This is a genomic window from Anaerospora sp. (assembly GCF_032013335.1).
GTDB lineage: Bacteria > Bacillota > Negativicutes > Sporomusales > DSM-15969 > Anaerospora.
On sequence record NZ_DALZUO010000024.1, the window covers coordinates 1 to 11,980 of the forward strand.

Below are 11,980 nucleotides of genomic sequence, written 5' to 3' on the forward strand. Positions count from 1 at the left end.
TTAATCATTCTACAGCCTCCATAAAATCGGATGAGGGGGGATGCTACTCCCCCTCCTCCTTAGTAAATTAACGTTTGAGGTTAGCCAATTCTTCTAACATTTGGTCTGTTGTTGTAATGATTTTAGAGTTGGCCTGGAAGCCACGCTGAGTAATAATCATATTGCTGAATTCCTGGGCCAGATCAACATTCGACATTTCCAGATTACCAGGATTAAATGTTCCTCTGCCGCCGGAACCGGATGTGCCCACCTTTGCCTCACCCGAGTTAACCGACTTACCAAATAGGTTATCACCTACTTTATTTAATCCGGAAGGATTGTTAAAAGTAGCTAATGCAACCTGTCCAAGAACTTTACTCTGACCATTCGTAAAGTTACCCACAATAACACCAGTAGTATCGATATATTTGGAATCAAGCGTACCAGCGCCGTAACCATCTTTTTCCACTTGCACCGTTGATTCACCAGCATAAGAAGTTATAGAATTTAGGTTAGCTTTGATGGACATCGGAGTAGCTCCGGTTGTCGGAGTTATATCGAAGTTATCAAGTGTCGCTTGACTAGACGTAGTCGAAAGGGATGTGGTCGGATTGCTTGCAGGAGCTACTGGATTAGTAGTTGCAAGAGCATAAGCTATTGGCGGAGTTCCGACCGACACGGTTGTTGGCAAGCCCGCATAGGTTGAAGTAGCAGTATCCCATGTAACGGATCCCATTGTTGCTGTAGCTGTTCCATTGATCGTATAGTTATAATCCCATCCAGTCCCATTTTGTGTAAATGTTATTGAAAAAGTATTCACATTCCCGTCAGCATCAACAACTGTAACTTCCGGTGTAGTTTGTGAAGAAGCAAGGTCACTATCCATCTGAAGAGCAGGTAGCGTCAAACCGGTCGTAACCGCATTAGTGTGATATGTTTGTTGACTTAGGGAAGCATTAAAGGCCGTGCCTGGAGCATTAGGAGTAAAGGTGAAGCTATAGGTGGTCTCACCTGCTTTCACAGCGATTGGGCTGGAGAATGGAACAACAGGTGTTGTATGCGGTGTTTGAACATATGAACCTGACGCAGAATCCCAGTCCATTGTACCTTCAACTACAGTCGGATTCTTAACACCCGATTCAGAAATTTTATAGGTCCATCCATTGCCTGCAGCATTAGTGGTAAACGTCATGGATATAGCATGTGGAGTTCCATCTGCATCAAAAACAGTATGATTAGCTGTATGAACTGCATTGGGAGTTGCATCCATTTTCAGATTAGGGATGTTTAGTGTGGTTGCGGTGGTTGTAGGCGGATTAATTGTAACAGCCTCTTTAAAAGAGCCATTCGTATTAAAAGAGATTTGCTGCCACTGGGTATCAGCTGTAATAGCCCCATCAGCAACAGTTGTTTTCGACAACCAGGTTGTATTATCAATTTTGTAATAAGTTGTGTTCATTTTATGGGCAATACCCAGAGAATCATATAGTTCAGTCGGTGCCTGAACTATGGTGCCCACCGGATCATCAGCTGACAAATTGCCCGCGCTTGTTGTCTGCGTACTGACTTTGGCTGCCATTGTTACGCCCACAGGTATTTTAATACCGGTTACAGGGCCGTTAGCATTGACAACACCGGAATCATCAGCTACCCAACCAGCTACTTTGTAGCCCGTTCCCGGTACAAGGTAATTGCCTTCATTGTCAAAATCAAAATTACCTGCACGAGTATACATCTGATTCATCCCATCAGTAAGGATGAAGAAGCCAGAACCTTGAATGGAAAGATCTGTTGGCTTACCAGTCGGCTGGAAACTGCCATCAGTAAAGAGAGTATCAATACTGGCAACACCCATGCCAAGGCCTACCTGCATAGGATTTGTACCGCCTCTGGTACCATTACCGGCTGAAGCCCCTTTCATGGATTGGCTCAACACATCCTGAAAAGTAACACGGCTGCCTTTAAAGCCGACAGTATTTACGTTAGCAATATTATTACCGATAACATCCATCCGGGTTTGATGGTTACGCAGGCCGGAAACACCGGCATAAAGGGAACGCATCATAATAAACTGACCTCCTACAAATTCAATTTAGTTTTATACCGCATCAGTCATTCTGCGGCTTGGGCTTCCTCAAGAGGTCCAGCCCTTACACAATTACAGCACTATCAATATTCGTGAAAACACTATCTTTCATGTTCGACTCATCCATGGCAGTGATCACTGTCCGGTTTTTGACGCTGACAACCAAAGCCAAATTATTCATCAATATCAAAGACTCTTTCGCACCTTTTTGGGCTGCTTTATCCACAGCACCATTCAGCTTATCCATAGCAGCTTGATCAAGTTTAATATTACGGCTTTGCAGACGCTGAAGGGCGTGCTGCGAGAATTTAACTTCACCATTCAGCTGTTTTTCGAGTATCTCATTAAACGATATCCCTGAGTTGGAAGCTGAAGTGCTTGGTTTTATTACTGGACTTTTATTCGTCTGCGGTGTTTGTATCAGGGGTGTCTGAGGGTAATAAATTCGATTGTCTCCCATAGCAGGCACCTATGCTTTTATAGAGACTTTGAAGACTTTGTCCATACCAACAGAAGTATCACCAACTATTAGCTTAGAAACACCTTCGTATGTCGTTACTGCTGTAACTACACCGGTTTGCTCTTTCCCTTGGTCATTCATCCAATGAATTTCTTTGCCAATTAAGTTCGTCGCCTGTGTCGTTATCATGGCAGTATTCATATTCTGCATTTGCTCTAAACTGGAAAACTGCGCCATTTGAGCAATAAATTCCTTGTCTTCCATTGGCTGGAGAGGATCCTGGTAACGCAGCTGAGTGACAAGCATTTTGAGAAAATCATCTTTGCCTAAAGCGTCGTTAGCCTTACTTGTTGTTTTATTAGAACTGGTATTAGTAGCAGTTCTGAACGTTTGTTCATTATTCGTTACTGTTGTGCTCATGATTACGCCTCCTTTTTTATATACGATAATCTACGCCCGCATCTGAAGTTGCCGGCAAAACAGCTGCCGCTTCAATTGCATTGATAAAGCTTTCCTCTTGTCTACGATTTTTAAATTTTATTTGTTGCTGCTGAGCAGCTTGCTGCTGCTGTTCATTAGAGAAAGATTGATTTAGTCCTGCATAAACGCCAACATTTTCGACCTTCAAACCCTGCGTCGATAATTCTTGCTTTAACTGAGTCAAGGATGCTTCAATTATGGTTCTTACTTCTGAGTTATTCGAGTGGAAGGATGCACTTACAGCACCATTTTCGACCGTTACCTTTAAGGTCAATTCCCCTAAATGTTCAGGTTTCAATTTAACAATCATCTCAGAATTATTCACCCGGTTAATCATTCGCGCTTGTTCGACTATCTGCCCGGCAATATTATGAGGATCCTCAGGTACGCCAGCAGTCAGTTGGCTAGCTGTCGGGCTCGAACCTTCAACCGTCCTGGCAAAATTGGCAATAGGCACGTGCTCACCAACTATCACCTGCCTATTTACGCCTGTTTCCACCTTGGCATAATCAGCAGTCACATCACTGTCTGTTAAAGCAGCACTGCGCTCAGGTTGGTTTGTTTGAGAAAACGTCTCTTGCTGCTCTTCCTTGCCTGGTTTTACTGCTTCTTTGGCTGCAACAGGAGTTACAACCGTTTCAAGATTATTCTCTGCAGGTAAAGGAATTGAGTTATCCAGTTCAGAACTTTTTGCGCCTTCTTTTTTAGAAAACGAATCAGTATCTTTAATTGTCTGTACTATCGTAGTTGTAACAACAGGATTTGCTTTTACGGAAAGCACCGTTAAATCATTACCGGCAATATTCCCCGTAGTTTGTTCATTATTGTTACGGAGCAAATCATTTACAATAGCTGCTTGCTGTGGTGTAACAGTTACTGCGCTACCTACTGGCTCAGGCTGGACACCTGCTTGTTCAGGCTGAACTATTTGCGCATTAGCCGGTGCTGCCGGAAGATTAACTACCGTCTGCTGAACAGCCGCATTATCATTCTTCAAATACGAAAAATCCGGTGCAGCAATTGCTTGGTGAGCAGGAATAATTGCAGGAGTTTCACTGGCTGTGGCCACATTAACTTCGCTTGCATTGCTAATTACTTCTTGATTTGCAGTAACAATAGAAACCGGATTAACAGCTGAATTTAATGTCGCCGGGTTAGCAGCCTGATCAACGTCAATTGCTTGTTCCTGCGTATTCACCACTGTTGGCAGTGAAGCAAGAACGATACCGTTAAGCGCTAAGAAAGCCAGATTATCATTGGCTGCCGTCTTACCATCTCCTTTGCCCGTTTCCGTTCCTGCATCTGCTGCAGAATCCAAAATTGCTCCAAAGGAAGCGCCTTTTTTTCCTGAAGACGGTTTGCAGGTTTTACCATTAGCTGGTAATGCAGCATTAGGAGTCATATCGGCTTGTGGCAAAGCTAAATTTATTTCAGTCATCTTTTCACCTCCTTTCACTGCCTAATAGCCTTATTATAGGGGCTTACTTTTTAGCATAGCCTGCGTCAATCTAGCCGCCCGGTTACTATCCAGGTTCGCCAGTAACTTAGCCACTTGTTCTTCTTCCATTTTGCTAAAAATCGTAATGATTTCCTGATCTGCAAGTTGATTTAGGATTGGCACAGCTTCTTCAGGCTTCATTGCACCATATAGTCGCGCCATTTTCCCTATCCGTTTTGCCTCTTCCTGTTGTTTAGCTTTCTCTAGTTTCTGCATTTCCTCACTTGTCAGCGGAGTTTCCTGTGGAACAGCCATATCTGGTTTCGTTACAGGAACTGACTGAGTGGGCTGAGCAGGTTCAACAGTCTGCTCAGTAGCGGAATCGGTTAGCTCTACAGTCTCGAAATTAGTTTGGGGCGGCACTGGAAAATAGCGGCCGATTACCGGATACTGATTCAATTTCCAATCCGCTGCCAGCTTATTTACATCAATGACATTCAAGTAGACTCCGGCCGCAAAGCCCGCACATCCGATTACCAGAAGTGCTAATAAAATAACCGTTGCTTTTAGAAAACTAAATCTGGCTTTCGGCTTTGGAAGCGGAGTTGATTGTTTTGGCATAGGAGGTATTGTTTTTTTTGTTTTTTCAGCCATAGCAATTCCTTTACTCGTATTCACTTAACCTATTAACTATATAAAGCGAGTACTTTCCCCACATAGGCCTGCGTTTCCGAATATGGCGGTACACCGGCATATTTTGTTACAGCACTGGGACCGGCATTATAGGCTGCAACTGATTTTTCAATGTCGCCATTAAATGTAGTCAGCATTTGTTTTAAATATTTCACGCCACCGTCAATATTTTCGCGAGGGTCATAAATATTGCGAACGCCCATCGCCCGTGCCGTCTCCGGCATAAGTTGCATAACACCTACCGCACCAGCCGATGACACGGCATCAGCTGTCATGTTTGACTCGGTTTTAGCAACAGCAATCGCTAATTTAGGGTCAACACCATACTTTTGGGCGGCAACCTGTACCATTTTGGCAATTTCACTTGTAGTACTGTTTCCTTGAGATGGTGCTTTATCAGCCTGCTCCGCCTTGGACAGTAGCGCAGAAAAACCGCTGGCAGTCACTGCAGGCTTATTAAAACGCTGTTCAATTGCATCGATACGTTGTAAGACACGGCTTATACTATCCATTTCACACCTAACAATTCCGCATGAAAACTTGCATACCAAGTTCATCAAGCATTTTTTGTTCTTGTTGTAACAATTCTGTTTTGTATTCAGCTAATCTTTTCTCCCTAAGCTTTTCTACCAGCTTAAGCTTAGTCGTTGCTTCTGCCAATGCAGCAAGACAAGTACACCGATACTGTTCAGCTGCTTCAACTTGCTCATGCTGCATAGTAATGGTTACATTTAGTTTATCGATGTAAAAATAATAATTCTTAAGTGTATCTATCGTTTGCTTTTTTGCTTGTTCAGCCCGGAATTCATGTAATTGCGCTTTTCGCTCATTTTGCAGACGCTCAAGAAGCATCACTTCTGCTTGATGACGACTGGTTGCCTGAGCAAAGTGCATCTGCGCTTCCTCTTGCTGCAACCGGCGCATACGCAGCAATGCTTCCAATTGGAACTTAAACTGCTTCATTCAGCGGACCAACTCCTGTCATTTGGCCTGTACAACAGACCGTAAGCTCTGTATCGTTTCTTCAAGAGTTGTTTTTTCATAGACTTGCTGCTGGAGAAAACTCTTGGCTCCACTAATCAAATTGACAGCCTGGTCAATGTTTTCATTGCTGCCTTTTGCATATGCTCCAATGTTAATCAGGTCTTCCGCTTCGCGGTAGGTTGCTAGAACAGTGCGCAGTTTCTGTGCTGCCTGCCAATGGGTTTCATCAACAATTTCAAGCATGACACGGCTTACGCTAGCTAAAACATCAATTGCCGGATAATGATTTTGTGCAGCCAAATTCCGGGAAAGAACAATATGTCCATCAAGAATCCCTCTCACTGCATCGGCGATGGGTTCATTCATATCATCACCATCGACTAAGACAGTATAAATCCCTGTTATAGACCCTTGCTCCCCTGTTCCGGAACGCTCTAACAGTTTAGGCAACATGGCAAATACTGATGGAGTATATCCGCGGGTAGCCGGTGGTTCACCTACTGTTAATCCTACTTCCCGCTGCGCCATGGCAAAACGCGTTACCGAATCCATCATTAACATCACATCAAGGCCTTCATCGCGAAAATACTCTGCAATCGAAGTAGCTGTCATGGCACCCTTAAGGCGAACTAACGCCGGTTGATCTGAAGTAGCAACTACCACTACCGATCTTTTCAACCCTTCTTCACCCAAGTCGCGCTCAATGAATTCACGAACTTCCCTGCCTCGTTCTCCTACTAAGGCAATCACACTGATGTCTGCTTCGGTATTACGGGCAATCATTCCTAATAAAGTACTTTTTCCCACCCCACTGCCTGCCATTATACCAACACGCTGCCCTCGGCCAAGGGTAAGCAGGCTGTCAATTGCCCTGACACCGACTGACAGTTTATCTGTGATGCGGCGACGGCTAAGTGGTGGTGGCGGCATTGCATGCAGAGGATAAGAAGAATTACTTAACAACGGGCCTCGCCCATCTATCGGGTTTCCCAGTCCGTCAAGAATTCTACCCAGTAAATGCATGCCCACCGGCACTTTTAAGGTCTGCTGTGCTGCTACAACATCACAGCCCGGTCCTATACCCTGCATTTCACCAATTGGCATTAAGAGCACTCTTTCCTGGCGAAACCCGACAACTTCTGCCGGAATAGGCTGCTGTCCCGATCTAGGATAAATATAGCAAAGCTCTCCAAGATTAACATTTGGGCCTTGCGATTCGATTACCAAACCAATGATTTGCGTTATTTTACCATTAAACTTCATTGAGGCTGTACTGTTAATCACTGACAGGTATTTATTGAAATCAATTGTACTCATGGTATTATTTCTGCCAGCGCTTTGCGCAGAGTGTCAAACTGAGTATCAATACGCGCATCCACACTGCCGTAGGCAGTATCAATGATGCAGCCGCCTGCTGCAATCGTTTGATCAGCAACAATTTGCAGAGCCTGCTCGCGTCCTAATACCATTTGCAAGTCCTTGCGAGCTTGCAGTAGCAAATGATATTCCTCCGGATTGATACGAATCTCAATTTGTTCTTGATCACGAACTTTTTTTAGGGCTGCCGTGACGATCGGTAAAACAACCATGGGATTTTCCTCTACTTCTCTTGCCAGGATTTTACTTACCATAGCCATAGAAATATCAATGATTTGCCGCTCAGCGCCAACAATAATATCCTTCGCTTGCTGTTCAGCTATCGACAGGATCTGTTCAGCTTTGGCAATTGCACTTTGAAGCTTTGTTTGCATCTCCTGTGCAGCAGCATCTATTCCTTCCTTATAACCGTTTTCATACCCTTCCCGCTGCCCTTCTTCATACCCTTGCGCATGACCCTGTTTATGGGCCTCCTCACACTGCATTTGAGCAGTTTGGGTTGCAGCCGCAAGACAAGCTGCTGCTTCTTCCTGTGCTGTCGCAAGAAGCTCCTGCGCTTTTTGAACTGCAACAGGATCAATTTCATTGAGTGGTTCAATCGGTCCAACAAGCAAAACTTCCTGTTCTTCATAGGCAGGCACCGGCACCGCAATACAAACGATCGGTGCATCACTAATATCAATGCTTTTGATAATCCTAGGCAATGATCTCGTCCCCTTTACCACGGGAAACAATAATTTCACCCGATTCTTCGAGTTTACGTATTACATTAACAATTTTCTGCTGTGCTTCTTCCACATCACGGATGCGGACAGGTCCCATATATTCAATTTCTTCGCGCAACATCTCGGAAGCCCGCTTAGACATATTACGGTATATTTTCTCGGCAACCTCACTTGAAGAAGCTTTAAGAGCAAGAGCAAGATCTTTTGATTCAATTTCTCGCAGTACCAGTTGCAGCGAACGGTCATCAAGCAGCACAATGTCTTCGAATACAAACATCCGCTTCTTGATCTCTTCAGCAAGTTCAGGATGCTGAACTTCCAGATTTTCAATAATGGTTCGTTCAGTTGTTCTGTCTACTCTGTTCAATACTTCAACAATGGAATCCACACCACCCGCAGCTGTAAAGTCCTGCGTAACAAGCGAGGAAAGCTTGCGCTCAAGAATGCGTTCAACATCCTTAATCACATCAGGCGATGTCCTGTCCATAGTAGCAATGCGTTTGGCGACATCCACCTGCCGGTCAGGAGGCAGCGCAGATAAAATAGCTGCCGATTGTTCAGCTTGTAAATAGGCCATAATTAGAGCAATTGTCTGAGGATGCTCATTTTGAATAAAGTTCAACAATTGACCGGGATCGGTTTTACGCGCAAAATCAAAAGGTCTGATTTGCAAGCTTGACGTCAGACGGTTAATAATGAGAACTGCTTTTTCAGCCCCCAGGGCCTTCTCAAGAATTTCTCGAGCATAATCAAGACCACCGGACGATATGTAATCTTTAGCAATACACATCTGGTGAAATTCAGACAAAACCTTATCTTTTTGCTCTTGCGGTATCTTCCGTTGGTTGGCAATTTCAAGAGTAAGCTTCTCTATTTCCTCTTCTTTTAAATGCTTAAAAACCTGCGCAGAAATATCGGGGCCAAGGGAAATCAACAAGATAGCCGCTTTCTGTTTGCCCGTTAAATCATTTGATTGGTACACGGCACCTCACCTCCCCTGTAATTATTCATCGGCCAACCACATTTTGATCAGTTGGGCCGCATCATCAGGCCTGGATTTAGCCAACTTCTCAATAACTTCACGCTGCTGCGCCCGTTCCTTCTCTTGTTGCGAAAGCTCTTTTTCAGTCGGCTCTTCCAACTCATCAATTGTCGAAAGCGCAGCTGCAATTTGCGACTCTTCTTCTTCCGCTTCCTGCTTACGGCGCGCAAAGACGCGAATTAGGTATAAGACCAACACTACGGCACCTACAACAGCCGCGATTTTCATCCACATATTTTGTTTAGCTTGTTGTTCGTAAAGTTCTTCTTCTCTTTTTTGTTTATCAGCAACTTCAGTGCTAAATGGAATACTTTCAACTGAAATTACATCCCCCCGTGCAGGATTAAGTCCTACAGCAGAAGCTACGACTTTTGTAAGACTGTCTTGCTGCGCTCTTGTTACATTATTGTCAACAAGAACGGCAACAGTAAGACGCCTTATCGAGCCGGGTGAACTAATTACTTTTTCTTTTGTCTCATTAATTTCATAATTGCGAGTGACTTCTTTTTTGTCATAATTGGATTGTCCCGCGTTGGCAGTAACATAACCGGGAATATTGGAAGTCGTCCCTGGTGTACCACCGGGAGCAGCAGATGTTCCTTTAAAGGATTCATTCACTTCCTGCGAACTTCGGACAATTCCTTTATCATCGACAACGGGTTCAAAAACTTGTCGATCCAGCATGCGCTGATCAAAATTTAGTTCAATACTCACTCTCGACGCTGCTTTTCCTGGGCCTAACACTTGTTCAAGAAGAGTTTGAACATTTTTCTGGATATCGTCCTGCATTTTTTTGGTAAGTTCAATTTGCGTTACCGTAGCAGCACCAGCCGCTTGGGGAGTATCGGACTGATCATTATTAAGCACACGTGCTAATTGATCGACAACCGTGACATTTTCAGGCTTTAGCCCTTGTACGCTATGGGCAACGAGATTAACGATCCCTTTTACTTGTTCTTTGGTTAACTGTGTCTGAGGACGAAGTTTCAGCATAACAGAAGCAGTTGCCGGTTTTTCGTTTTTCTTGTACAAACTGTCTTCTGTCATAACAATATGAACACGAGCCTTCTCAACTTCCGCCATTTGCTCAATCGTGCGAGTCAGTTCTCCTTGCAGCGCTTGCAAATAGTACACTTTGTTCTGAAATTCTGTAACACCAAACTTATTCTGATCAAAAATCTCAAAACCTTTGTATCCACGCGGCAATCCTTGACTGGCTAATTCCAGTCTCACCCGATGAACATCTTTAGCCGACACTAAAATAGCTGTGCCGTTGGTGTCAATTTTATGATCAATTTTTAATTCTTTTAATTTAGCTACAACTTCGCCGGCATCTTTTGCTTCCATATTTGTAAATAAGGGTACATAATCCGGACGTCCGCCCCACAAATAGCTCCATGTTAACAAAGCCACAAAAAGCAGTATTGCCGAACCAAGAATCATATACCTTTCTTTTTTACCAACATTTTGCCATACGCGCAGCAGCTGTTCCTTCCAGTCGGCCATGGTCTCCAACCTTTCAGTTACAAATAATCATACTGATTATGTAATAACGTATTTACACTTGCATACGCATAACTTCTTGGTAAGCGTCTACCACTTTATTCCGTACTTGCATTGTTAATTGAAGTGCAACGGAAGCTTTTTCAGAAGCAATCATTACTTCTGAAATATCTTCGATTTGGCCTGCCGCTAATTTAATAGAGGCTTCCTTTGCATTAGATTGCAATTTATTTACATTGTTCAGCGCTTCAGAGAAGATTTCCGAAAACGGTTTACCACTTTCAGTTACTTCTGACGACTTATCTAAGCCGCCACTAAAAGTAACAGGTGTTAATTTAATTGGGTCGATACGCATTTAACCAGCCTCCTATTTTCCAATTTCCAGTGCTTTCATAGCCATACTTTTAGCGGTATTCACTGCTGTAACATTAGCCTCATAAGCACGAGTGGCCGTTATCATATCAACCATCTCAGAAACAATATTAATGTTGGGCATTTCAACATATCCCTCTTGATTGGCATCAGGGTGATGAGGATCATAAACATTGCGAGTTGGAGAATTATCCTTTTCAATTCCTACCACACGAACGCCGTTACCAGCTTCCATTTGTTGCGATAAAATCTGGGAAAAGCCAGCTTGTCCCTCTCTCGGTTGAAACACCACCAATTGACGGCGATAAGGGCCGCCTTCAGCGGTACGGGTAGTATTAACATTGGCAATATTATTAGAAATTACATCCATCCGCAGCCTTTCTGCAGTTAGCCCTGAAGCAGCGGCATCAATAGCACTAAACATGCGCATAATCAACGTCTCCCTTCATTGATTGCAGATTTCAATGTAGAAAAGTAACGGCTAAGCTGCTGAGCCAGAGCGTCATAATAAATACTGTTTTTAGCCATATTTGCCATTTCAATATCAATATCTACATTGTTGCCATCAGTACGGAAAGAATTATCTGTCACCGTACGCATTGTTGGACCTAAAGCTTGCGACTGTGTTGAAATATGCTTTTCGTTTGTTTTCGCTAATTCTAGCTGGGAACCAAACATTTTTTGCTGCAAAACATCCTCAAATAGAACTTCGCTGCGCTTAAATTTAGGTGTGTTGACATTGGCTATATTATTACTGATTGTTTTTTGCCGTAGCGATGAGGCGGAAAGGGCTTTCTCCAGCACATAAGCTTGCGAAGACCCCATAATAGACTGAATCACG

The 11,980-nt window shown here is 43.7% G+C and carries 14 protein-coding genes; all 14 read right to left on the reverse strand.

Annotated features, from left to right (window positions below):
- Window positions 1-67: 67 nt before the first annotated feature.
- The 14 genes from RTR76_RS16235 to flgB all read right to left on the reverse strand — a co-directional run bounded on the left by RTR76_RS16235 (window position 68) and on the right by flgB (window position 11,979).
- A complete protein-coding gene (locus RTR76_RS16235; RefSeq protein ID WP_312522595.1) occupies window positions 68-2,044 on the reverse strand; it encodes a flagellar hook-basal body complex protein in 1,977 nt (658 codons plus the stop codon).
- Window positions 2,045-2,129: 85 nt separating this feature from the next.
- Entirely contained in the window at window positions 2,130-2,525 is a 396-nt protein-coding gene (locus tag RTR76_RS16240) for a TIGR02530 family flagellar biosynthesis protein (RefSeq protein ID WP_312522597.1), read from the reverse strand.
- Between the two features lie 9 nt (window positions 2,526-2,534).
- Complete coding sequence (gene flgD / locus RTR76_RS16245; RefSeq protein ID WP_312522599.1) at window positions 2,535-2,945, reverse strand: flagellar hook assembly protein FlgD; 411 nt, start codon at window positions 2,943-2,945, stop codon at window positions 2,535-2,537.
- 16 nt (window positions 2,946-2,961) lie between these two features.
- On the reverse strand, window positions 2,962-4,443 hold the full coding sequence (locus tag RTR76_RS16250) for a flagellar hook-length control protein FliK (protein WP_312522601.1): 1,482 nt from the start codon (window positions 4,441-4,443) through the stop codon (window positions 2,962-2,964).
- 33 nt (window positions 4,444-4,476) lie between these two features.
- On the reverse strand, window positions 4,477-5,097 hold the full coding sequence (locus tag RTR76_RS16255) for a magnesium transporter MgtE N-terminal domain-containing protein (protein ID WP_312522603.1): 621 nt from the start codon (window positions 5,095-5,097) through the stop codon (window positions 4,477-4,479).
- Window positions 5,098-5,129: 32 nt separating this feature from the next.
- A complete protein-coding gene (locus tag RTR76_RS16260; RefSeq protein ID WP_312522605.1) occupies window positions 5,130-5,648 on the reverse strand; it encodes a lytic transglycosylase domain-containing protein in 519 nt (172 codons plus the stop codon).
- 7 nt (window positions 5,649-5,655) lie between these two features.
- Window positions 5,656-6,099, reverse strand: coding sequence for a flagellar export protein FliJ (gene fliJ / locus RTR76_RS16265; protein WP_312522607.1), 444 nt, complete (start codon window positions 6,097-6,099; stop codon window positions 5,656-5,658).
- A gap of 18 nt (window positions 6,100-6,117) precedes the next feature.
- Window positions 6,118-7,437: a flagellar protein export ATPase FliI gene (gene fliI, locus RTR76_RS16270; RefSeq protein ID WP_312522608.1), complete on the reverse strand. Its 1,320-nt coding sequence runs from the start codon at window positions 7,435-7,437 to the stop codon at window positions 6,118-6,120.
- Complete coding sequence (locus RTR76_RS16275; RefSeq protein WP_312522610.1) at window positions 7,434-8,201, reverse strand: FliH/SctL family protein; 768 nt, start codon at window positions 8,199-8,201, stop codon at window positions 7,434-7,436. The genes fliI and RTR76_RS16275 overlap by 4 nt, the downstream gene beginning before the upstream one ends.
- On the reverse strand, window positions 8,194-9,204 hold the full coding sequence (fliG, locus tag RTR76_RS16280) for a flagellar motor switch protein FliG (protein ID WP_312522612.1): 1,011 nt from the start codon (window positions 9,202-9,204) through the stop codon (window positions 8,194-8,196). The genes RTR76_RS16275 and fliG overlap by 8 nt, the downstream gene beginning before the upstream one ends.
- A 21-nt stretch (window positions 9,205-9,225) precedes the next feature.
- Window positions 9,226-10,770 (reverse strand): flagellar basal-body MS-ring/collar protein FliF, encoded by a 1,545-nt coding sequence (gene fliF / locus RTR76_RS16285; protein WP_312522614.1) that lies wholly within the window; start codon window positions 10,768-10,770, stop codon window positions 9,226-9,228.
- Window positions 10,771-10,822: 52 nt separating this feature from the next.
- Complete coding sequence (fliE, locus tag RTR76_RS16290) at window positions 10,823-11,122, reverse strand: flagellar hook-basal body complex protein FliE (protein ID WP_312522616.1); 300 nt, start codon at window positions 11,120-11,122, stop codon at window positions 10,823-10,825.
- 12 nt (window positions 11,123-11,134) lie between these two features.
- Window positions 11,135-11,569, reverse strand: coding sequence for a flagellar basal body rod protein FlgC (gene flgC, locus RTR76_RS16295; RefSeq protein WP_312522619.1), 435 nt, complete (start codon window positions 11,567-11,569; stop codon window positions 11,135-11,137).
- 2 nt (window positions 11,570-11,571) lie between these two features.
- Window positions 11,572-11,979 carry a flagellar basal body rod protein FlgB gene (flgB, locus tag RTR76_RS16300; RefSeq protein WP_312522621.1) on the reverse strand — a complete coding sequence of 136 codons (408 nt, stop codon included), beginning with the start codon at window positions 11,977-11,979 and terminating at the stop codon, window positions 11,572-11,574.
- Between the last annotated feature and the right edge of the window lies 1 nt (window position 11,980).

Excerpts from the sequence above, each read along its gene's own strand:
- fliI (WP_312522608.1), bottom strand. The coding sequence starts at position 7,437 with ATGAGTACAATTGATTTCAATAAATACCTGTCAGTGATTAACAGTACA.
- RTR76_RS16240 (WP_312522597.1), bottom strand. The coding sequence starts at position 2,525 with ATGGGAGACAATCGAATTTATTACCCTCAGACACCCCTGATACAAACA.
- RTR76_RS16255 (WP_312522603.1), bottom strand. The coding sequence starts at position 5,097 with ATGGCTGAAAAAACAAAAAAAACAATACCTCCTATGCCAAAACAATCA.
- fliF (WP_312522614.1), bottom strand. The coding sequence starts at position 10,770 with ATGGCCGACTGGAAGGAACAGCTGCTGCGCGTATGGCAAAATGTTGGT.
- RTR76_RS16260 (WP_312522605.1), bottom strand. The coding sequence starts at position 5,648 with ATGGATAGTATAAGCCGTGTCTTACAACGTATCGATGCAATTGAACAG.
- flgC (WP_312522619.1), bottom strand. The coding sequence starts at position 11,569 with ATGCGCATGTTTAGTGCTATTGATGCCGCTGCTTCAGGGCTAACTGCA.
- flgD (WP_312522599.1), bottom strand. The coding sequence starts at position 2,945 with ATGAGCACAACAGTAACGAATAATGAACAAACGTTCAGAACTGCTACT.
- RTR76_RS16235 (WP_312522595.1), bottom strand. The coding sequence starts at position 2,044 with ATGATGCGTTCCCTTTATGCCGGTGTTTCCGGCCTGCGTAACCATCAA.
- RTR76_RS16250 (WP_312522601.1), bottom strand. The coding sequence starts at position 4,443 with ATGACTGAAATAAATTTAGCTTTGCCACAAGCCGATATGACTCCTAAT.
- fliJ (WP_312522607.1), bottom strand. The coding sequence starts at position 6,099 with ATGAAGCAGTTTAAGTTCCAATTGGAAGCATTGCTGCGTATGCGCCGG.
- fliE (WP_312522616.1), bottom strand. The coding sequence starts at position 11,122 with ATGCGTATCGACCCAATTAAATTAACACCTGTTACTTTTAGTGGCGGC.